The following is a 21,562-nucleotide window of genomic DNA, read 5'->3' on the forward strand; positions in this document are numbered from 1 at the left end:
AGGGCAGGATCCGGTCCACCGTGAACGGATCCTGCCCTAGGCGATTCAACCGTCGAAGAACCCGGGAGGAGAGCCGATGAGCGCCAGCGCCAAGCCGGGTGCGACGCCGCCGATCGTGGGTCCGCGCGGCATCGCCGATCCGGATCCCGGCGAGACCGCCGACTGGCTGGCCTCGCTCGAATCCGTGGTGCGCCACGCCGGCCTCGCGCGGGCGCGCTTCCTCCTCGACCGGCTGGAGGAGAAGGCCAAGGCCATCGGCCTCGTCGACGAGGCCCCGCCCTACTCCCCCTACCGCAACACCATCCCGCTGGAGAAGCAGCCGCCCTATCCGGGCGACCTCGCCATCGAGGAGCGCCTGACCTCGATCATGCGCTGGAACGCGCTCGCCATGGTGGTGCGGGCGAACATGGCCTATGGCGAGCTCGGCGGCCACGTGGCGAGCTACGCCTCGGCGGCCGAGATCTTCGAACTCGGCTTCAACCACTTCTTCCGGGCCGGCGACGAGACCGGGGCGGGGGCCGACCTCGTCTTCTTCCAGCCCCACTCGGCGCCCGGGGTCTATGCCCGCGCCTTCCTGGAGGGGCGCCTGTCGGAGGAGCACCTCAAGCACTACCGGCAGGAGATCGCCGGCGCCGGCCTGTGCTCCTACCCGCATCCCTGGCTGATGCCCGACTTCTGGCAGGTGCCCACCGGCTCGATGGGCATCGGGCCGATCAGCGCGATCTACCAGGCGCGCTTCATGCGCTACCTGCGCGACCGCGGCCTCGCCGACACCGCCGGCCGCCACGTCTGGGGCGTGTTCGGCGACGGCGAGATGGACGAGCCGGAATCGGTCGGGGCGCTCACCCTCGCGGCGCGCGAGAAGCTCGACAACCTGACCTTCGTGATCAACTGCAACCTGCAGCGCCTCGACGGCCCGGTGCGCGGCAACGGGCAGATCATCCAGGAGTTGGAGAGCGTCTTCCGCGGGGCCGGCTGGCACGTGATCAAGGTGCTGTGGGGCTCGGAATGGGATGCGATCTTCGCCCGCGACACCAACCACGCCCTGCTGCGCCGCTTCGCCGCCACCGTCGACGGCAAGTACCAGACGCTCGGGGCCAAGGACGGCGCCTACAACCTCGCCCATTTCTTCGGCGAGGACGAGGAGGTGAAGGCCCTGGTCTCGCATATGTCGAACGCGGACGTGGACCGGCTCAAACGCGGCGGCCACGACTTCCGCAAGCTCTTTGCGGCCTTCGCGGATGCCAGGGCGACCAGGGACCGCCCGACCGTCATCCTGGCCAAGACCAAGAAGGGCTACGGCATGGGCGGGGCGGGCGAGTCGCGCATGACCGCCCACCAGGCGAAGAAGCTCGACACCGACGCCCTGAAGGCGTTCCGCGATCGCTTCGCCCTGCCGCTCTCGGACGCGGAGGTGGAGCGCCTCGCCTTCTACCGTCCGCCCGAGGAGAGCGCCGAGCTGCGCTACCTGCGCGAGCGCCGCGCGGCGCTCGGCGGCTATCTGCCGAAGCGCCGCCGCACGGCCCCACCCGTGCCGGTGCCGCCGCTCGCGAGCTACGGCGCCTTCGCGCTGGAGGCGGACGGCAAGGAGATGTCGACCACCATGGCGGCGGTGCGGATCCTCGGCAACCTGCTGCGCCACAAGGAGCTCGGGCCGCGCATCGTGCCGATCGTCGCCGACGAGGCGCGCACCTTCGGCATGGCGAACCTGTTTCGGCAGGTCGGCATCTACTCGCCGGTCGGCCAGCTCTACGAGCCCGAGGATGCGGGCTCGATGCTGTTCTACAAGGAGGCGCGGGACGGCCAGCTCCTGGAGGAGGGCATCACGGAGGCGGGCGCGATCTCGTCCTGGGCGGCGGCGGCCACGTCCTACAGCGTGCACGGCCTCGCGATGCTGCCCTTCTACATCTACTACTCGATGTTCGGCTTCCAGCGGGTCGGCGACCTGATCTGGGCGGCGGCCGACCAGCGCGCCCGCGGCTTCCTAATCGGCGCCACGGCCGGGCGCACGACGCTCGGCGGCGAGGGGCTGCAGCACCAGGACGGGTCGAGCCTCGTCGTCGCCGCCACGGTGCCGAACTGCCGCGCCTACGACCCCGCCTTCGCCTACGAGATGGCGGTGATCCTCGACCACGGCGCCCGCCGGATGATGGAGGAGGGACAGGACGAGTTCTACTACGTCACCGCCATGAACGAGAACTACGCCCAGCCTTCGATGCCGGCAGGGGCGGAGGAGGGGATCCTGCGCGGCCTCTACCGGTTCGCGGCCTTCGGCGAGGGCGAGGCGGTGCGGCTCGTCGGCTCGGGCGCCATCCTGCCGGAGGTGATCGCGGCCGGGCGGATGCTCAGCCAGGAATGGGGGGTCGGGTCGGCGGTGTTCAGCGCCACGAGCTTCAGCGAACTCGCGCGCGAGGCGCAAGGCCTCGAGCGGGAGGCGCGGCTGAAGCCGCAGGCGCCGGCGCGCCGCAGCCGGGTCGCCGAGCTGCTCGCGGGCCCCGCCCCGGTGATCGCGGCCACCGACTACGTGCGGGCCTACCCGCAGCTGATCGCGCCCTACGTGGAGGGCCGCTTCGTGACTCTCGGCACGGACGGGTTCGGCCGCAGCGACACCCGCAGCCATCTGCGCCGCTTCTTCGAGGTCGACCGGCAGCACGTCGTCGTGGCGGCGCTCGCCGCGCTCGCGGATGCGGGCACGATTGCGCGGGCGCGGGTGGCCGAGGCGGTCGCGCGCTACGGGCTCGACCCCGAGGCGCCGCCGCCCTGGACGGTGTGACGCGCAGAGAAGAAGAAGAAGAACCCCTCTCCCGAGTGGGAGAGGGGCAGGGGTGAGGGTGCTACGCGTCAGAACAAGGCACTGAGCGTCGCGCTGCCAGCGGCACGGTTCAGTCTTCTTGCTGAACCGTAGCACCCTCACCCCTACCCCTCTCCCACTCGGGAGAGGGGATCCCGCGATCCCCGCGCCATATCCCCGGCCTCTCAGCCGATTCCATCCGCCTTCCCGCTCGAAGCCCCCGCCCGCATGACCACCCGCCTGCCCGTCACCCTGCCCGATATCGGCGACTTCACCGACGTTCCCATCGTGGAGATCCTGGTGAAGCCCGGCGACCGCATCGCCGTGGACGACCGGCTCATCAGCCTCGAATCCGACAAGGCCACCATGGAGGTGCCCTCGCCCGTGGCGGGCGTGGTCGCCGAGCTTCTCGTCGCGGTGGGCAGCAGGGTCTCGGCCGGAACGCCGATCCTGATGGTGGACACGTCCGGCGAGGCCCCCTCCCCGGTTCCCCCCGCCCCGCGACCCGAACCCACCGCGCCCGAACCGGCTCCGCCTCCCGCACCCGCCGCGCCGCTGACGGCGCCGGACGTCCATGCCACGCCGGCGGTGCGGACCTATGCGCGGGAACTCGGCGTCCCGCTCGAGGCCGTGCCCCCGACCGGACCCGCCGGCCGCGTGCTGCGCGAGGACGTGCAGGCCTTCGTGCGCGCCGCGCTGGCGAACCCGCCGCCGGCTCCGGCCGCCTCCGGCCTCGGCGCGGGCCTGCCGTCCTGGCCGCAGGTGGATTTCGCGAAGTTCGGCCCGGTGCGGCGCGAGGCGCTCTCGCGCCTGCAGCAGCTCTCGGGGCCGAACCTCGCCCGCAACTGGCTCACCATCCCGCACGTCACCAATTTCGACCATGCGGACGTCACCGAGGCCGAGGCCTTCCGGCGCGAGCTGAACGCGCAGCCGCGCGAGCCCGCCGTCAAGGTCACGATGACGGCCTTCCTGCTGAAGGCCGCCGCCGCAACCTTACGCGAATTTCCGCGCTTCAACGCCGCCCTGGACGGGGGCGAGCTGATCCTCAGGGACTACGTCCATGTGGGCTTCGCGGCGGACACGCCGCGCGGCCTCGTCGTGCCGGTGGTGCGCGACTGCGACCGCAAGGGCGTCGTGGAGATCGCGGCCGAGATGGCGGCGCTCGGGGCCCAAGCCCGCGCGGGCACGCTCAAGGCCGAGGCCATGCAGGGCGGCTGCTTCTCGGTCTCGTCGCTCGGCGGTATCGGCGGGGACGGGTTCACGCCGATCATCAACGCCCCCGAGGTCGCGATCCTCGGCGCGGCGCCCGCCCGGATCGAGCCGGTCTGGGACGGCTCGCTGTTCCAGCCCCGCCTGATCCTTCCCTTAAACCTGTCCTGGGACCACCGGGTGGTCGACGGCGTCGCGGCGGCCCGCTTCCTCCGGCACCTCGCTGGAACCCTCGCCGACATCCGCCGGGTCATCCTGTAGGATTGCCTGCGTGAACTACCGCCACGCCTTTCACGCCGGCAACCATGCCGACGTTCTCAAGCATCTCGTGCTCACCCGCGTGCTGGCCTATTTGCAGCGCAAGGAGACGCCGTTCCGGGCGATTGACACCCATGCGGGCATCGGCTGGTACGATCTGACGGCGGACGAGGCGGCGCGCACGGGCGAGTGGCACGACGGCTGGGGCCGCCTCGCCGAACCCTTCTCCCCCGAGATCGAAGACCTGCTCGCGCCCTACCGGGCGGCGGTGGCGCGCCTGCAGGAGCGGCACGGGCCCGAGACCTATCCGGGTTCGCCCGCGCTGATCCGCAGCTTCCTGCGTCCGGGCGACCGGGGCGTGTTCGTGGAGCTGCATCCGGCGGACGGCGCCCTCCTGCGGGAGCGCTTCAGCCGCGATTCCCGCACCAAGGTGATGGCCCTCGACGGCTGGACGGCGCTGCTCGCCCTGATCCCGCCGAAGGAGCGCCGAGGTCTCGTGCTGATCGATCCGCCCTACGAGGTGCCGGGTGAGATCGAGCGGCTGGGGCGCGACCTCGCCCGGGCGGTCGCCAAGTGGCCGACCGGCCTCTATCTCGCGTGGTACCCGATCAAGGATATCGGCGCGGTCGACCGCATGGCCGCGGCTTTGAGTGCGGCCCTCGACCGGCCGGCCCTGCGGATCGACCTCCTGATCGATCGGCCGGACGACCCGACGCGGCTCTCCGGCAGCGGCCTCATCGCCGTGAACCCGCCCTACACCCTCGCGGGCGAGATGGAGGTGGTGCTTCCGGCCCTGGCGGAGCGCCTCGCCCGCGGCGGCTACGGCGCCTTCCGCTGCGAGGCGATCGGCCGGGCGGATTGATACGGCTCCCTGACGATCAGTTCGGGCACCGCATCAGCTCACCACCGGCCTTTGCCGACCCTGACGGATGAAACCGGCCGAACGAGCACTTCCTTTCGTGGCAGCCAACCCCGGCCCTCATGCTGAGGTGCTGCGTAGCAGCCTCGAAGCACGCCTGACCGCTGGTCCGAGGCTCTGGTGGATGGGACCACCGGTCCGGGGTGCTTCGAGGGCCGGCTGCCGCCGGCCACCTCAGCATGAGGAGCGCGGCGGCTGCCACGCATGGCAGTTCCTTAGACGAGCCGCGCCAGGATCGCGACGCCCGACAGCGCCACCGCGGCGCCCGCGATCGGGGCCGCCGCCCGCAGCCGGCCGACGATGTGGCCGAGGCCGAGGCCTGTGCCGTGGAGGAGCGCCGTCGCGGCGACGAAGCCCGCCCCATAGGCGAGACCGGAGGCGGTCTCGGGCATCTCGGCCCCGTGGGCATGGCCGTGGAAGACCGCGAAGGCGCCGACCAGGGCGACGAGCGCCGCGACCGGCAGGCCGACGCCGAAACCCGCCGCGAGGCCGAAGGCCACGATCGAGAGCCCGATCCCGGTCTCGACGAAGGGCAGGCCGATCCCCGCCGCGCCGAGGACGCCCCCCAGGATCATCATGCCGAGAAACGCCGCCGGCACCGCCCAGATCGCGCGCCCGCCGCGCACGGCCCCGATGAGCCCCGCCGCCAGCATGGCGAGCACGTGATCGGCGCCGCCGAGCGGATGCGCGAGGCCGTGCGCGAAGCCGGCGACCTCCGCATGGCCCGGATGGGCGAGGGCCGCCTGAGGCAGGAGCAGCAGCGAGGCGGCGAGGACGGGAACGAGACGCGTCATGACGGGCTCCATGGGGATCGTGGCCGAGCTTATGCAAGATTCAGTGCCGGCGTCATCCGCCCCACCGCGTGGGGCCGGGGATCGCGTGTCCACGATCCTCTTGCGGGCCGCCTCAATCCTGACATGCTGGCAGCCGAGACGGTTGAGGATCGGTGCGCCTCCCTCGGTTGATTTCGGCACCCGGCCTGCGCATGGTCGCGCCGGCAACCGAACGCCGCGCCACTCCCGCTATGCGGGCCCGCCGGTCGGCCGGGCCTGCGACACGACATCCTTCCAGGAGTCACGGTGAAGCGCGCGCGCCTCGATCCGGCCGGGTATCCGACACCGACCTCCCGCGCGGGACGGGCGGCCGATCCCGGCCACGAGCCGCCACTCGACCTCTCGGGCGCCGACTCGCCGCAGGCCGACCGGCGCGGCGTGAATCTGCGCTGGCTCGCCGCCTGCGTGCTGACCGGCATGGCGGGAACCGGGCTGATCGGTTCCGCGATCTGGGTCTCGCTCCAGGGCGAGCTGAGCTTCGCCCAATTGCCCCAGGCGGTAGCGATCGCGGCGCGGCCGCAGCCGAGCGACGGCGGCTCCAACGTCGCCCGCAAGGGCGACCGGCTCGTGCGCAACCCGATGGTGGCGCTCGCCAAGCAGAGCTTCCGCGCCCCGGTCACCATCCGGTCGGGCGAGCGCGAGATCATCAGGGTCCGCCCTTTCGTGCGGATCGCGACCGCCCTCTCGGCGACGGCGGGCCTCGCCGCCACCGACATCCCGCCCTTCGACCCGATGCGCTTCTTCACCGAGCCGGGGGCCGAGCGCGCGCCGGAAGTCGCGCCGACGGACACGCCCGACGCGGATGTCTCGGTGGTCAAGCGCGACCTCGCCGAGGTGACGGTGGGCCCGGGCGCCCCCGCGCTCACCGACGACGACGTGGCAGCGCAGATCGAGGAGGAGCGCCGGCTCGCCGCCGAGGCCGGGCGCCTCGCCGCCCTTCCCATCGCCCCGCAGCTGATGCTCTCGCGGGCTCTGCGCAGCTTCCCGGCCCTGCCGGCCCTCGACGCCGATCTCGGCCGCGATTCCGGTCCGTTCAAGTCGATCGAGGTGCGCGTGCTGCGCGAGAACGTCACCGACCTCGCCAAGATCGAGACGCGGCCGCGCGAGGTGCCCCTCGTCGAGGAGCGCGACGTCACCATCAAGCGCGGCGAGACGCTGGAGAGCGTGCTGCGGGCCAATGCCGGGCTCGACGAGCAGATCCGGCCGATCCTGACCGCGCTCGGCGGCTTCGCCCGGGCGACCACGGTGGGCGAGGGCCAGCAGATGCGCCTGCTGATCGGGCCGGGCCCCCGGCCCGGCGACCCGCGCCAGCTCAACCGGGTCATCCTCTACGGCGAGAGCGGCATCGAGGCGATCGCCGCCATGAACGACCGCGGCCAGTTCGTGTCCGTGACGCCGCCCGCCCAGGAGGGCGCCGCCCCCAAGGCCGCCCGGTCCGCTGGATCGGACGACGGTGACGACGAGGGCGGCTCGGGCGCCCGGCTCTATGCCAGCCTCTACGAGACCGCCGCCCGCCACGACCTGCCGCGCAGCATGGTCGAGGATCTGGTGCGGATCTTCGGCTACGACGTCGATTTCCAGCGCCGGGTGGCGAGCGGCGACAATCTCGAACTCCTCTACACCTACGACGAGGAATCGGGCGGCTCGGCGGAGCGGCCGGACATGCTCTACGCGGCCCTCACGGTCGGCGGCGAGGCGCGGCGGGTCTACCGCTTCCAGTCGCCGGACGACGGCACCGTCGAATACTTCGACGACATGGGCCGCTCGCTGAAGAAGTTCCTGATCCGCAAGCCGGTGGCGGACGGCAACATGAGCTCCGGCTTCGGCTACCGGCGCCATCCGGTGCTCGGCTATGCCAAGCTCCACACCGGCGTCGACTGGTCGGTCCCGATCGGCACGCCGATCGTGGCAGCGGGCAACGGCACCGTGCTGAAGGCGGAGTGGGATTCCGGCTACGGCCGGCGCGTCGAGCTGCAGCACGCCAACGGCTACGTCACGACCTACAACCACATGTCCCGGTTCGGCCGCGGCATCGCCGCGGGCGCACGGGTGCGCCAGGGGCAGGTGATCGGCTATGTGGGCTCGACCGGCCTTTCGACCGGCGCGCACCTGCACTACGAGGTCATCATCAACGGCCATTTCGTGGACCCGATGAAGATCCGGGTGCCCCGCGGCCGCGAGCTCGACGGGCGGCTCCTCGCCGAGTTCCGCCGTCAGCGCGAGCAGGTCGACGGGCTGATCCAGAAATCCACCAGCGGCCCGACCCTGGCGCATCGCGAGGCGATGCGCTGAGGCCCGCCGGCGCGATCGCGCCGGCGCCCCCCTACTCCTCCGCCAGCGGCACCACCGGCTCGTCCTTGATCTGGTCGAGGGCGAGCGCGGTGCGCACGCTGCGCACCTTCGGCAGCGCCGTCAGGTCGGCGACGAGACGCTGGAAGTCCGACAGGTTGCGGGCGACGCATTTGAGCAGGAAGTCGGTCTCGCCCGAGAGCGTCCAGCATTCCCGCACGGCGGGCCAGGTGCGCATCTCGGCCGCGAAGGCGGCGATCTCCGCCTGCCCCTGCGCGGCGAGTTGCACCATGGCGAAGCACACGACCTCATAGCCGAGCGGCTTCGGGTCGAGGAGCGCCCGGTAGCCGCGGATGATCCCGGCCTCCTCCAGCGCCCGCACGCGGCGCAGGCAGGGCGGGGCCGAGAGCCCGACCCGCCGGGCCAGCGCCACGTTCGTGATGTTGCCGTCGGCCTGCAACTCCCGGAGGATCGCCCAATCGATGGCGTCGAGGCGGACTGGCAAGGTGCAGGCGGGTCCCGTGCTCAGGGTGTCCGGGTCCCCCTACAGGCCCGCCGGGCGGGACACAAGGCGCTACGCTGGCTGCGGGGCAATCGCCCGCGAGGTCGCCACCGGCCGAGCCGACTCTGGCGGATGAACCCTGAGGCGGCCACAAGGGTGCCCCCTCCTCTGGCAGCCCCACCGGCCCTCATGCTGAGGTGCTGCGGCGCAGCCGCAGCCTCGAAGCACCCCGGAACGGTTCTCCCATCCCGTGGTCTCGGATCAGCGATCAGGGGTGCTTCGAGGCTGAGCGATCTTCGATCGCCCAGCACCTCAGCATGAGGACCGTTGTGCCCTCCACGACCGTCTTCAGGGATTGGCCGGATCACCGCACGGCTCACGGCGAGCGGATTCAACTTGCAGCGCCGGCCCGGCTTGACTCTCGGGCCCGGCCGGCCCGATGCGGGAGCCGTGACCGCGCTTCCCTCCGGCACCACCGCCTGGATCCTCACCGACGGCAAGGCCGGCGATCTCGCGCCCTGCCGCGGCCTCGCGCACGCGCTCGGGTTGACCGCGCAGGAGCGGCAGGTGGCACTCCGCCCGCCCTTCTCCTGGTGGGCGCCCCGCGGCCCGGCCGATCCGCGCGACCGCGTGCTGACGCCGCCCTGGCCCGACCTCGCCCTCGCCACCGGGCGGCGGGCCGTCCCTGCCTTGCGCGCCCTCCGGCGCCTGTCGGGGGGGCGGACCTTCACGGTGTTCCTGCGCGATCCCCGCATCGGCGCGGAGGTGGCCGACCTCGTCTGGGTGCCCGAGCACGACCGGCTGCGCGGCCCGACCGTGCTCACCACCCTGGCGGGACCCCATCCGGTCTCGCCCGAGCGCCTCGCAGCCGCCCGTGCGGCACCCGATCCCCGGCTCGCCGCTCTCCCTGCGCCCCGCGCCGCCGTGCTGGTGGGCGGCGACAGCCGGCACGGACGCGTGCGGCCGGAGGCGGCCGAGCGCTTCCTGTCCGCCCTCGACCGGCTCGGCGCGGAGGCGAGCCTGATGATCACCGCCTCGCGCCGCACGCCCTCGTCTCTGCGCGAGGGCCTGCGGGCGCTTAGCCTCCGGCGCGGCGCCTTTCTCTGGGACGGCAGCGGCGAGAATCCCTATCTCGCCCTTCTGGCGCTGGCGGATGCGGTCGTCGCGACCGCCGACAGCGCCAACATGGTGGGCGAAGCGGTGGCGACCGGCGCCCCGGTTCTTCTCTTCGAGCTGACCGATACCTATCTTCGGCATCGCCCGTTCTTTGCCGCACTCCGGCACTACGGAGCTGTGCATCCGTTCAACGGCCGGCTTGAAGGTTCTCGCTACGAACCCTTAGATTTCACCCCCGCGATCGCAGAGGCCGTCGCGGCTGCCTATCTCAGGCACCGCGATGCGCTCGCCCGCCTGACCGGCCCGTGATGCCGGGCCGGGCCGGCAGGCCCGGAGACCCTGATGTCCATCACCCACGAGAAGCTCATCATCATCGGCTCTGGCCCGGCGGGCTACACGGCCGCCATCTACGCCGCCCGCGCCATGGTCGAGCCGCTGCTGATCTCCGGATTTCAGCCCGGCGGCCAGCTGATGATCACCACCGATGTCGAGAACTACCCGGGCTTCGCGCAAGCCGTTCAGGGCCCCTGGCTCATGGAGCAGATGCGCCTCCAGGCCGAGCATGTCGGCACCCGGATCGTCTCGGAATACATCGCCAAGGTGGACCTGAAGCAGCGGCCCTTTCGCCTGGAAGCGGATTCGGGCGCGGTCTACACCTGCGACGCGCTCATCATCGCGACCGGCGCCCAGGCGAAGTGGCTCGGGCTGCCCTCGGAGGCGAAGTTCCAGGGCTTCGGCGTCTCGGCCTGCGCCACCTGCGACGGCTTCTTCTTCCGCGGCAAGGAGGTGGTGGTGGTCGGCGGCGGCAACACCGCGGTCGAGGAGGCGCTCTACCTCGCCAACCTCGCCTCGAAGGTGACGCTGGTCCACCGCCGCGACGCGTTCCGGGCCGAGCGCATCCTGCAGGAGCGGCTCTTCCGCCATCCGAACATCGAGGTGGTGTGGAACCACACGGTCGAGGAGATCTGCGGGCGCGAGAGCCCGGCGCCCTCGGTGACGCATGTCCGCCTCAAGGACGTGCGGACCGGCCTCATCAGCGAGCGCAAGGCCGACGGCGTCTTCGTGGCCATCGGCCATCAGCCGGCGACCGCGATCTTCGAAGGCCAGCTGCCGCTGCGCGCGGGCGGCTATCTCACCGTCACGCCGGGCACGACATCGACCGAGATCCCGGGCGTGTTCGCGGCGGGCGACGTGACGGACGACGTCTACCGCCAGGCGGTCACCGCCGCCGGGATGGGCTGCATGGCCGCCCTCGAAGCGGAGAAGTACCTCGCGAACCTGGCGATCGGCGAGACGCCGCGTCAGGCCGCCGCCGAATAAGCCACAGGGCGGGACAAGTCGCGGTTTTGCGGGGTCCCTCCCCGCACCGTCGCGGCTCAAGACAGTACGCGTTCGCGAGAGCCGCCCGCCGAAGCCCGCCGGCCGGGACTCTGGCGCAGGGGTGAACGGCCGTGGATTGGGACAAGATCCGGATCTTCCTGAACGTCGCCGAGGCGGGAAGCTTCACGAAGGCGGGCGACGATATCGGCCTCAGCCAGTCGGCGGTGAGCCGCCAGATCAGCGCGCTCGAACGCGAGCTGAAGGCGCCGCTGTTCCACCGGCACGCCCGCGGCCTGATCCTGACCGAACAGGGCGACCTCCTGTTCCGCGCCGCCCGCGACATGAAGATGCGGCTGGAGACGACGCGCGCGCGCCTCGTGGAGACGAGCGAGCGCCCCTCCGGCGACCTCAAGGTGACGACCACGGTGGGCCTCGGCACCGCTTGGCTGTCGCAGCGCGTGTCGGAATTCCTCGACCTGCATCCCGAGGTGCGCATCGAGCTGATCCTCACGAGCGAGGAACTCGACCTCGCCATGCGCGAGGCGGACGTGGCGATCCGGCTGCGCCGGCCGGCCCAGCCCGACCTGATCCAGCGCCGGCTGTTCACCGTGCACTACCACGTCTTCGCCTCGACCGAGTACATCAAGCGCTTCGGCGAGCCCAAGTCCATCGACGACCTCGACAGGCACCGGATCGTCTCGTTCGGCGGCGACCAGCCCTCCTACCTGATGGCGACGCACTGGCTGTCGACGGCGGGGCGCGAGGGGCGCGAGCCGCGCACCGTGCATTTCACGGTCAACAACATCTCGGCCCTGCAGGTGGCGGTGGAGACGGGCGCCGGCATCGGCATCCTCCCGGATTACGCGGCGAACGGGAACCCGCAGCTCGTTCAGGTGCTGCGCGACATCGAGATGCCGAACCTGGAGAGCTACCTCGTCTATGCCGAGGAGATGCGCTCGGTCGCCCGCGTCCAGGCCTTCCGCGACTTCCTGGTCGCCAAGGCGCAGCGCTGGACCTATTGATCGCCGCGCCTCATCCCCTCGTTTCGTTCCATGCGTCGGTGCCGCGCCTGACATGCCGCGGGGGCGCTTGCGGCCGGCGGCCCGGCGGCGATCATGGCGGCGGCCGGTTTCGGACGTTGACCGGCCGATCCCCTCTGGATGGGTCCGGTCCCTCCGGCCGGCACCGATCTCGCCTTCACCGGGTTCCGCAGGGACCCGGCCTTTTCCGCGTCAGACGAAGAGCCGCTCCTTCTCCAGCCCCTTGTAGAGCCCGGCGACCTGCTCGGCATAGCCGTTGTAGAGGAGCGTTGGCACCCGCTGGTCGGTGCCGAGCACCCGCTCGGTCGCCTGGCTCCAGCGCGGATGCGGCACGGCCGGGTTCACGTTCGCCCAGAAGCCGTATTCGGAGGGCTGCAGCGCCTCCCAGAAGGTCTTCGGACGCTCGGCCGTGAAGGTGATCCGGTTGATCGACTTCACCGACTTGAATCCGTATTTCCACGGCACCGCCAAGCGCAGGGGCGCGCCGAACTGGTTGAGGAGCGGCTTGCCGTAGACGCCCGTCACCAGGAAGGCGAGGTCGTTCGTCGCCTCCGCGAGCGTCAGCCCCTCGGTGTAGGGCCAGGGATAGAAGAACTGCCGCTGGCCCGGCGCCATGCCCTTGTCGAAGAAGGTCTGCAGCCGGACGTATTTCGCGTCCGCGCTCGGTTTGACGAGGGCGACGAGCGCCGCGAGCGGGAAGCCGGTCCAGGGCACCGCCATCGACCATGCCTCGACGCAGCGGTGGCGGTAGAGCCGCTCCTCGAGCGGCATCTTGCGCACGAGATCCTCGAAGCCGATCTCGAACGGATTCTCGACCAGCCCGTCGATTGCGACGGTCCAGGGCTGGACCTTGAGGGCGTTCGAGCCCGGCGTCACCGTCTTGTTGGTGCCGTACTCATAGAAGTTGTTGTAGTCCGCGCTGTACCGCTCCTCGGTCACGGGCCGGTCGAGCGTGTAGGCCCCATTCCGTTTGGCCGGGTAGAGATCGGCGGTCCTGGTCGCGCCCGTCCCCTCGCCCGGCAGCGCGGCCCTGGCGGAAGCGCCCGCGAGGGTGGTTGCCGCGAGCCCCAGCGCGCCGCCGAGGAGCGTGCGGCGATCGAAGAAGGCCGATTCCGGCGTCGCCGCGCTTTCCGGAATCTCCCAGCTGCGCCGTGATCTGATGTGCATGTCTCTCTCCTGGCGGCCGGCCGCTCTCGCGCGGGAGATCGGGATGCGCGAGCATGCGCGCCAATCACGGTTCGGCGAGGCCAACCCCGTGGTTACCGCCCTGGCGCGCGAAGAGCGCCGAACCTCCGCCAGCCGGGAGCCCGTCGTCGGGGCCGAGCCGCGAGACCGGACGGCCCTGAAGCGCCGCGCCCCGCTGCCGGACGGCTTCGGTCGCCGCCGCCGCGAGCCGGGCCGCCGCATCGGCCGCGGTTTCGACCGGCATGAGCACGAAGGCATCCCCACCCTCCGCCGCCGCGAAATGCAGGGCCAGCGTGTCGCCGCCATCGATCACGTCGACCGCAACGAGCTGCGCCGAGGGCAGCACGACCGATTTCAGGGCGCCCATGTCTCGACGACTTTCGGTGTCTTGCCTCGTTCCGGACGATAACCGGCTGACGTTGCGGCAAGACAAGAGCGTCGCCGTGCGGCGCGGCATCCGTGGCGCTGCACCGAAACCGTGATCACAGAAAGCCCGGGACAGGGAGCGGCATGCGTGCCATAGAGCAGCCGCCATGCCCTCGAAGAAGCCGAAGCAGACGGCCTTTACCGTCGCCGTATCCGCGCCGGACGAAGCTGCCGGCGCTGTCGCGCTCCAGCTCTACGTTGCGATGGCGCCGGACGCGTCCCGCGCCATCGAGGCCGTGCGCGCCGTCGCGACGCCCGATGCCGCGATCGAGCTGAGCGGCACCCTCTCCGATCGCCTCACCACCCGCTTGAAGCTGCGCCCCGGGGAAGTGCGGCCGATCTGAGGGGCTATCGAAACCGAGGTGCGTGGAAGCCGCCCCGCTCCTCAGGCTAAAGGTCTGGCGATCGCAGATCGCACCGGAGCGAGCCTCTGGCCGGCATCAGCCGGCACGCACCCTGGACCGCGATCCCGGCCACCCGGAGCCTGGACGAGTGGTCAGGGGTGCTTCGAGCCGGTGGTGAACTCATCCGACATTCGGTTGCTGGCGTCGCCATGCGGATGTCGGCTTCGCTCAAGGGGGCGCGATGAGATGGTCTCCGCCCCTTTCCGGATTCTCCGCCTTGTATCTCTGAGTTGCCCGCTGGAGCGATGCCAGCGAGGCTACAAGGTGAGGGTCAGCCCGCGTGCGCCTTGGGCTTGCAAGCCCGCGACAGAGCATGGTGCGGCCCTCACCTTCACAGTCCCGAACCCGGACAGCCGCTCGGGCCCGAGCCCGCATTTGCAAGGTAGGGTCATGGACGAACACCGCACCATCTTCGTCGGCATCGACGTATCCAAGGACCGCCTCGACGTTCATCTGAGACCCTCGGACGAGGCGTTGCATGTCCCACGGGACGCGAAAGGGCTGGATACCCTCGCTCGCCGTCTTGGCCGCCTCCCTGTCGCTCTCGTCGTCCTTGAAGCCACAGGCGGCTTCGAGGCGAGCGTGGCTGCAGCGTTGGCAGCGGTCGGGCTGCCGCTCTGCATCGTCAACCCACGCCAGATCCGCGATTTCGCCAGAGCCATGGGTCGTCTGGCGAAGACCGACACGCTCGACGCTGAGGTCATTGCCCTCTTCGCTGAACGCATCAGACCACCGGCCAGGCCCCTGCCGGAGCCGGAGAGAAGCCATTTTGCCGAGCTTGTGAGCCGGCGGCGGCAGATCATCGGGATGATCGGTATGGAGACGAACCGTCGCGATCAAGCCGTGGACAAGCAACTGATCCGGCGAGTCGACCGGCACATCGCCTTCTTGGAGCGGGAGCTCGTGGAGCTCGACCGCGACATCGACCGAGCCATCAAGGCCTCTCCGGTCTGGTGCGAGACCGAGGCGTTGCTCAAGTCCGTCCCCGGGATCGGTGACGTCACCGCGCGCACGCTTCTGGCTCAGTTGCCTGAGCTCGGCACCATTGGCCGCCACCAGCTTGCAGCACTCGTCGGCATCGCTCCGATCAACCGCGACTCGGGCCTGATGCGAGGCCGCCGGTCCATCGCGGGCGGGCGAACGTCAGTGCGGGGCGTGCTGTACATGGCCGCTCTGACCGCGATCCGGCGAGGCTCTCCCTTCCGGCCCTTTTATGAGCGGCTCACTCAGCGCGGTCGGCCGAGGAAGGTCGCCCTCGTGGCCGTAATGCGAAAGCTCCTGGTGACGCTCAACGCCATCGTCCGCGAACGCACGCCCTGGCGGCCACTCGCCGCTTGACCTTCAACACAGCCGCTCTGTCCCGCTCCCTCTTTCCGGGCCCGTTCGGGCCTGCACGACTGCAGCGTCAGCGGAAGGAGATCCGGGACCCAGCACGAGGATTTGCCGCGCAGCGGCGCCGGTTGCCTCCAGCGTGGCCGACAAGCGGTCGCTGCGCGACTTCTCGGCTCAAGTCCCGGGTCGCATTCCGCTGCCGCTGCATGCGCCCGGGACAGGGGGGCGGACGACGGAGGCCGGGCGCCGATCCCCGATCGTCGCTGGGCGTGTCAGGCGGACAGCGTCGCGGGGGCTGACGCAGCCTCTCGAACCTGATCCCAATGGCCCGATGCATCGGCAGCCTGGGCCGTTGGGATCAAGCGCCTCCGTCCCGCAATTCCCGCCGCAGCACCTTGCCGACATTGCTCTTCGGCAGGGCGCCGTGGAAGACGATCTCGCGCGGGACCTTGTAGGAGGTGAGGTTCTTGCGGGCGAAAGCGCGCAGGGCCTCGGCGGTGAGGTCGGGGTCGCGGCGCACCACGTGGGCGACCACGCTCTCCCCGGTCTCCGGCATCGGCCGGCCCACCACCGCGACCTCCAGCACGCCCGGATGCGTGGCGAGCACGTCCTCGACCTCGTTCGGATAGACGTTGAAGCCGGAGACCAGGATCATGTCCTTCATCCGGTCCACGAGCCGCAGCTGCCCGTCCGGCTGCAGCACCGCGATGTCGCCGGTGCGGAAGAATCCGTCGGGCGTCATGGCCTTCGCGGTCTCCTCGGGCCGGCGCCAGTAGCCCGGCATCACCTGCGGCCCGCGCACGCAGAGCTCGCCCGCCTCCCCGATCGGCACCTCCGCGCCGGCCGCGTCGCGCACCGAGATCTCGGTCGAGGGAACCGGGTAGCCGATGGTGCCCGACCATTCGGTGAGGGTGCGCGGATTGATGGACACCACGGGCGCCGTCTCCGACAGGCCGTAGCCCTCGATGATCGGCTTGCCGGTGAGCGCCTTCCAGCGCCGCGCCACCACCGCCTGAACCGCCATGCCGCCGGCATTGACGTATTCGAGCGCGGACCAGTCGACCTTGCCGATATCCGGGTGGTTGAGCAGCGCGTTGAACAGCGTGTTGACGCCCGACAGGTCGGTGAACCGGTTCGTCCGCAGCAGCTTCACGAATCCGGCGATGTCGCGCGGATTGGGCACGAACAGGCAGCAGGCCCCCAGCCGCACCATGAAGAAGAAACAGCAGGTGAGGCCGTAGATGTGGTAGAGCGGCAGCGCCGTGACCATCACCCGGCCCGGCCCCTCGTCGTCGCGCATGCCGAACCAGACGCGGGTCTGCTCGATATTGGCCATCACGTTGCGATGGGTGAGCATCGCGCCCTTCGAGACGCCGGTGGTGCCGCCGGTATATTGCAGGAAGGCGAGGTCGCCGGGCGCGATCGGCAGCGGCCGGAAGCCCGCCTTGCGGCCCGCCGCGAGCACCGCCAGGAACCTCGTGCCGCGCCCGGGCGGCAGGCTGTAGGGCGGCACCGCCTTCTTGAGGTAGCGGGCGGCCAGCGTGATCAGCACGCCGCGAAGCCGCAGGCCGTCGCCCGCGCCCGCCACCACCACCATCTCCAGTTCGGGAAGCGCGGGCAGCGCCTGGGCGACGACGCCCGCGAAATTCTCCAGCACGACGAGCATCCGCGCGCCGGCATCGCCGACCTGATGGGTGAGTTCGCGGGCCGTGTAGAGCGGGTTGACGTTGACGGCGGTCGCGCCCGCGATCAGCGTCCCGAACAGCGCGATCGGATAGGTGGGCACGTTCGGCAGCATCAGGGCGACCCGGTCGCCCTTGCGGATGCCCTGCGCCTGCAACCAGCCGGCGAAAGCCTCGGCCCCCGCCTTGAGCTGGGCGAAGCTCAGCGTCGCCCCGAAGCAGCGGATCGCCGGGCGATCGGCGTAGCGCGCGGTCGCCGTGGCGAAGAGGTCGGCGAGGGTGCCGAGGCCGTCGACATCGATCTCGGCGGGGACGTCGCTCGGGTAAGCCTTCAGCCAGGGCCGCTCCGGATAGTGGGCCGACGTGACGCGCACTGGGTCACCCATCTCCGTTCCTCCCGTGGCGCGTAGTCCCGGCGCCTTGCTGCCGGAGGGTCAGGGCGATCCGGCCCTCACCCCCGGCTTTCGGCGTAGCGCCTTCCCGGGGGTGTTTCAACCGACGCCTCGGGACTGGCCCCTCGGAGCGCAGCAACCAGAGCGTGCGGCAGGAAGGCGACCAGCACCAGGCCCGCGGCGATCAGCGCCTGTTTCCCGTCGAGGCCCCGCTGCGGCCAGCCGGCAGTGCCGAGCGCGCCGCCGAGGCTGAGGATCCCCAGCGCCCACCAGAGGGCGGCGGCGCGCAGCAGCGCCCGCACCACGCGCCCGCCCCTGCCGCGGCGGCCGCCCACGAGGCCGGCGAGGCCGAGCGCCGTGCCGAAGGGCAGCATCGCCGCGAGCGCCCCGAGCGCCCGCGCGGCCGGCAGCGGCACCCCGTGCAGGAAGCTCATCGCCCCCACCACGAAGGCGAGCCGCAGGATGAGGCCGCCGAAGGTCGGGTAGAACGACAGCGCGAAGAGGAGCGCGAGCCCGAGGGCGGCCCCGAGCAGGCGCAGGACCCTTGAGCGGTCGAGGGCCTCGCCGGTGACCGCCAGGATGCGGACGACCCCGTACACCACCGCGAAGGGGTAGAGCGGGAACTGATCGAGGAAGAAGCCGAAGAACAGGCTCCCGAGCCCGGCCTCCTCCAGCCGCGCCTGATTCAGGCCGCTCAGCGCCGCGACCCCGACCGCCGCCAGAGTCGCCCCGAGAGGCAGGAGCGCGACGCTCAGCGTCCGGCCGGAGAGAGTCATGGCAAAGCCGCCCCGTCGCGCGAAGCCACCCCCGGGACGGATCTACACCGGCCCCGCCTCCCTTGTGAACCGCCCCGCTCCCCGCGGGGCGTCCCGCTCAGCCCTCGTAGTGGTCCCGCACGAGGCGGTCGAGGAGGCGCACGCCCCAGCCCGAGCCCCAGGAGCGGCTGATCTCGCTCGACGGCGCATTCATCCCGACGCCGGCGATGTCGAGATGCACCCAGGGCACGTCGTTGACGAAGCGCTTGATGAAATGCGCGGCCGTGGCCGAGCCGCCATGCCGCCCGCCGGTGTTCTTCATGTCGGCGAACTTCGAGTCGATCAGCTTGTCGAAGCCGGGCGAGAGCGGCATGCGCCAGACCTTCTCGCCGGTTGCCTCGCCGGCCGCCGCGAGCCGCTCGGCGAGCTCGTCGCTGGTGCTGAACATGCCGGCATATTCCTGGCCGAGGGCGACCAGGATCGCGCCGGTCAGGGTGGCGAGGTCGATCATGAACTTCGGCTTGTACTCCTGCTGCACGTGCCAGAGCACGTCGGCGAGGACGAGCCGTCCCTCCGCGTCGGTGTTGATGATCTCGATCGTCTGGCCGGACAGGGAGGTGACGATGTCGCCGGGCCGCTGGGCCTTGCCGTCGGGCATGTTCTCGACGAGGCCGATGGCGCCGAGCGCATTCACCTTGGCCTTGCGGGCGGCCAGCGCGTGCATCAGGCCGACCACGCAGGCCGCGCCCGCCATGTCGCCCTTCATGTCCTCCATGCCGCCGCTCCCCTTGATGGAGATGCCGCCGGAATCGAAGCAGACGCCCTTGCCGATGAACGCTACGGGCGGCTCGGACGGATCGTCGGCGCCGTTCCAGCGCATGACGACGACGCGCGCCTCCTTGGCCGAGCCCTGCGCCACCGCGAGCAGCGCGCGCATGCCGAGCTTGCGCATCGCCTTCTCGTCGAGGATCTCGACGGACACGCCGAGCTTCTCCAGCGCCTCGGTCCGGCGGGCGAATTCCTCGGGATCGAGGACGTTCGGCGGCTCGTTGACCAGTTCGCGGGCGAGGACCACGCCCTCCGCCACGGCGTCGGCGCCCCGCAGGACCTTCTTGAGGTTGCCGGCCTCGGCGGTCAGCACCGTGAAGCGGCTCGCGCCGTTCTCGTCGTTCTCGCCCTTCTTGCTCTTGTAGCGGTCGAACTTGTAGGCGCGCAGGCGCAGGCCCAGCGAGAACGAAGCGGCCGTCTCCGGCGTCGGCGCCCCGCCGGCCCAGTCGAGCACGACGAGGGCGCGGCGCCCGCCGACCTTGCCGGCCGTCACGCCGCCGAGCACGGCCCAGTCGAGCTTGTCCCGCTCCGCCTCGGGTCCGAGCCCGACCACCACGAGGCGGTCGGCCCGCAGGCCCGCCGGTGCCGTCACCGTCATGGCGGTGTTCGCCTTGCCCTTGAACCGCTCGACGGCGGCCGCCCGCGCCACGATGTCGCCAGCGCCCTCCCCCGCGATCTCGGCCGCGCGGGCCGAGAGAGCGAGATCCTCGCCCACGAACAGGACGAGGTCGCTTCCCTCCTCCGCCTTCGCCGATCCGAAGGGCTCGAACGCGATGCTGATACCGTCCGCCATGACGCTGCTTTCAATCCGTGGAGGGTGTCGCCGGGGTGCCGCCAGCGCCGCGAAGCCCGCGGGCGCCGGCGGCGCCGCGAAGCCTTTTGGGCTTTGTGTATGTGTAGCGGGCGCCCGCCGCCGAAAGCAACGCGGCCCGCGCGCCCCGTCATGATCCTGCAAGGCGCAACCTGTGACCCTGGACGCGCAGGAGAAACGAATTCGCCTGCAAAAGGCCGCGTTCCGGGTGCTTGCGACGGAGGCGGCGCTTGTGCGGGTGCTTCCCGGGGCTTAACCGGAGCGCTGCGGAAGGGGGCCCGACCGCGTCAAGCCGATGAAGCAGATCGAGCGATACATCTTCCGGATCGCGCTCAGCGCCTTCCTGGCCTGCCTTGCGGGCCTCACCGGCGTGATCTGGGTGACGCAGGCGCTGCGCGAACTCGACCTCATCACCGCCAAGGGCCAGACGCTGCTGATCTTCTTCCTGATCACCGGCCTGTCGATCCCGGCCCTGCTGACGATCGTGGCGCCCGTCGCCCTGTTCATGGCAGTGCTGCACGCGCTCAACCGGCTCAACGGCGATTCGGAGCTCATCGTGATGAGCGCCGCCGGGATGTCGCCGCGCCACCTGATGCGCCCCTTCCTGACCCTCGCGCTCATCGTCGGCCTCGCGGTGGCGTTCCTGACGATCCAGGTGCTGCCGTCGAGTTTCCAGGAGCTGCGCGACCTGCTGACGCGGGTGCGGGGCGATTTCATCGCCAACGTGGTCCAGGAGGGGCAGTTCACCAGCCTCGACAGCGGCATCACCTTCCATTTCCGCGAGCGCGGGCCCGGCGGCACCCTGCTCGGGATCTTCATGCAGGACCGCCGCGAGGCCGGGCGCAGCGTCGTCTATCTCGCCGAGCGCGGGCAGGCCGTCGATCTCGACGGGCAGACCTACCTCGTTCTGGAGAAGGGCAGCATTCACCGCCAGCAGCCGAACAGCCGCGACGCCTCGATCATCACCTTCGCCCGCTACGCCGTCGACCTCGCGGCCTTCACGCCGCCGGACACGGACACGGTCTACAAGCCCCGGGAGCGCTCGACGGCGCAGCTCCTGTTTCCCGACCCCAACGAGCACTACTACAAGCTCGTGAAGGGGCGGTTCCGGGCCGAGCTCCACGACCGCCTCACCGCCTGGCTCTATCCGCTGGCGATGGCCTTGATCGCCTTCGCGGCGCTCGGCGACCCGCGCACGACGCGCCAGGGCCGGGGGCTTGCCATCGCGGGCGCGGTGGCGGCGGTGGTGGGCTTGCGCATCGCGGGCTTCGCGGCCGCGAGCGCGGCGGTGCGCAGCCCCGCCGCGGCCGCCGCCCTCTACGCGGTACCGCTCGCGGCGATCGCGCTCGCGGTGCTCGTCGCCCTCCAGGGCAGCCGCCTGCGCGCCTTCAACGCCGCCCTCGCGGCCCGCCTGCGCATCGCCGGCGCCGGACTGCCGCGGCTGCGGCCGAGCCACGGCTGAGGGCTAAA

General features: G+C 71.2%; 17 protein-coding genes. 10 read left to right on the top strand and 7 right to left on the bottom strand.

The annotated features are described in order from the left end of the window. Positions 1-76: 76 nt before the first annotated feature. The 3 genes from mdeB to MNOD_RS27480 all read left to right on the top strand — a co-directional run bounded on the left by mdeB (position 77) and on the right by MNOD_RS27480 (position 5,120). The gene (mdeB, locus tag MNOD_RS27470; RefSeq protein ID WP_015932247.1) at positions 77-2,773 is read left to right on the top strand and encodes an alpha-ketoglutarate dehydrogenase; all 2,697 of its coding nucleotides are present in this window, start codon (positions 77-79) and stop codon (positions 2,771-2,773) included. A gap of 246 nt (positions 2,774-3,019) precedes the next feature. Beyond that, the gene (locus tag MNOD_RS27475) at positions 3,020-4,261 is read left to right on the top strand and encodes a 2-oxo acid dehydrogenase subunit E2 (protein ID WP_015932248.1); all 1,242 of its coding nucleotides are present in this window, start codon (positions 3,020-3,022) and stop codon (positions 4,259-4,261) included. A gap of 10 nt (positions 4,262-4,271) precedes the next feature. Continuing rightward, a complete protein-coding gene (locus MNOD_RS27480) occupies positions 4,272-5,120 on the top strand; it encodes a 23S rRNA (adenine(2030)-N(6))-methyltransferase RlmJ (protein ID WP_015932249.1) in 849 nt (282 codons plus the stop codon). Positions 5,121-5,392: 272 nt separating this feature from the next. Here the strand turns inward: MNOD_RS27480 and MNOD_RS27485 are convergent, their stop codons facing one another. Beyond that, positions 5,393-5,971: a HupE/UreJ family protein gene (locus tag MNOD_RS27485; RefSeq protein WP_015932250.1), complete on the bottom strand. Its 579-nt coding sequence runs from the start codon at positions 5,969-5,971 to the stop codon at positions 5,393-5,395. A gap of 285 nt (positions 5,972-6,256) precedes the next feature. On the opposite strand from MNOD_RS27485, the gene MNOD_RS27490 reads away from it, so the two are divergent. Then, positions 6,257-8,302, top strand: coding sequence for a M23 family metallopeptidase (locus MNOD_RS27490; protein WP_015932251.1), 2,046 nt, complete (start codon positions 6,257-6,259; stop codon positions 8,300-8,302). Between the two features lie 31 nt (positions 8,303-8,333). On the opposite strand, the gene MNOD_RS27495 is transcribed toward MNOD_RS27490, so the two are convergent. After that, the gene (locus tag MNOD_RS27495; protein ID WP_015932252.1) at positions 8,334-8,804 is read right to left on the bottom strand and encodes an Lrp/AsnC family transcriptional regulator; all 471 of its coding nucleotides are present in this window, start codon (positions 8,802-8,804) and stop codon (positions 8,334-8,336) included. 447 nt (positions 8,805-9,251) lie between these two features. Here MNOD_RS27495 and MNOD_RS27500 point away from each other — a divergent pair, with 447 nt between their 5' ends. From MNOD_RS27500 to MNOD_RS27510, 3 genes are all read left to right on the top strand, one after another. Next, positions 9,252-10,226, top strand: a complete 975-nt coding sequence (locus MNOD_RS27500) for a mitochondrial fission ELM1 family protein (protein WP_050783413.1) — start codon at positions 9,252-9,254, stop codon at positions 10,224-10,226. Between the two features lie 33 nt (positions 10,227-10,259). Further along, the gene (gene trxB, locus MNOD_RS27505; RefSeq protein WP_015932254.1) at positions 10,260-11,237 is read left to right on the top strand and encodes a thioredoxin-disulfide reductase; all 978 of its coding nucleotides are present in this window, start codon (positions 10,260-10,262) and stop codon (positions 11,235-11,237) included. Positions 11,238-11,368: 131 nt separating this feature from the next. Continuing rightward, positions 11,369-12,259, top strand: a complete 891-nt coding sequence (locus MNOD_RS27510; protein WP_015932255.1) for a LysR family transcriptional regulator — start codon at positions 11,369-11,371, stop codon at positions 12,257-12,259. A gap of 210 nt (positions 12,260-12,469) precedes the next feature. Here the strand turns inward: MNOD_RS27510 and msrP are convergent, their stop codons facing one another. Both msrP and MNOD_RS27520 read right to left on the bottom strand, forming a co-directional pair. Then, positions 12,470-13,444: a protein-methionine-sulfoxide reductase catalytic subunit MsrP gene (gene msrP, locus MNOD_RS27515; protein ID WP_015932256.1), complete on the bottom strand. Its 975-nt coding sequence runs from the start codon at positions 13,442-13,444 to the stop codon at positions 12,470-12,472. A 64-nt stretch (positions 13,445-13,508) separates the two neighbouring features. Then, complete coding sequence (locus tag MNOD_RS27520; RefSeq protein WP_015932257.1) at positions 13,509-13,829, bottom strand: hypothetical protein; 321 nt, start codon at positions 13,827-13,829, stop codon at positions 13,509-13,511. A 166-nt stretch (positions 13,830-13,995) separates the two neighbouring features. Between MNOD_RS27520 and MNOD_RS27525 the strand changes: the two genes are divergently transcribed. After that, positions 13,996-14,232, top strand: a complete 237-nt coding sequence (locus tag MNOD_RS27525; RefSeq protein ID WP_015932258.1) for a hypothetical protein — start codon at positions 13,996-13,998, stop codon at positions 14,230-14,232. Between the two features lie 450 nt (positions 14,233-14,682). Then, positions 14,683-15,630, top strand: a complete 948-nt coding sequence (locus MNOD_RS27530; protein ID WP_012631098.1) for an IS110-like element ISMno7 family transposase — start codon at positions 14,683-14,685, stop codon at positions 15,628-15,630. Between the two features lie 352 nt (positions 15,631-15,982). Here the strand turns inward: MNOD_RS27530 and MNOD_RS27535 are convergent, their stop codons facing one another. The 3 genes from MNOD_RS27535 to MNOD_RS27545 form a co-directional block, all read right to left on the bottom strand. Continuing rightward, positions 15,983-17,692, bottom strand: coding sequence for a long-chain-fatty-acid--CoA ligase (locus MNOD_RS27535; RefSeq protein WP_015932259.1), 1,710 nt, complete (start codon positions 17,690-17,692; stop codon positions 15,983-15,985). A 65-nt stretch (positions 17,693-17,757) separates the two neighbouring features. Beyond that, on the bottom strand, positions 17,758-18,474 hold the full coding sequence (locus MNOD_RS27540; RefSeq protein ID WP_015932260.1) for a hypothetical protein: 717 nt from the start codon (positions 18,472-18,474) through the stop codon (positions 17,758-17,760). A gap of 97 nt (positions 18,475-18,571) precedes the next feature. Continuing rightward, positions 18,572-20,074 (bottom strand): leucyl aminopeptidase, encoded by a 1,503-nt coding sequence (locus tag MNOD_RS27545; protein WP_015932261.1) that lies wholly within the window; start codon positions 20,072-20,074, stop codon positions 18,572-18,574. 313 nt (positions 20,075-20,387) lie between these two features. Here MNOD_RS27545 and lptF point away from each other — a divergent pair, with 313 nt between their 5' ends. After that, positions 20,388-21,554 (top strand): LPS export ABC transporter permease LptF, encoded by a 1,167-nt coding sequence (gene lptF / locus MNOD_RS27550; protein ID WP_015932262.1) that lies wholly within the window; start codon positions 20,388-20,390, stop codon positions 21,552-21,554. Positions 21,555-21,562 lie beyond the last annotated feature (8 nt).

It is taken from the genome of Methylobacterium nodulans ORS 2060, assembly GCF_000022085.1.
Lineage (GTDB): Bacteria > Pseudomonadota > Alphaproteobacteria > Rhizobiales > Beijerinckiaceae > Methylobacterium > Methylobacterium nodulans.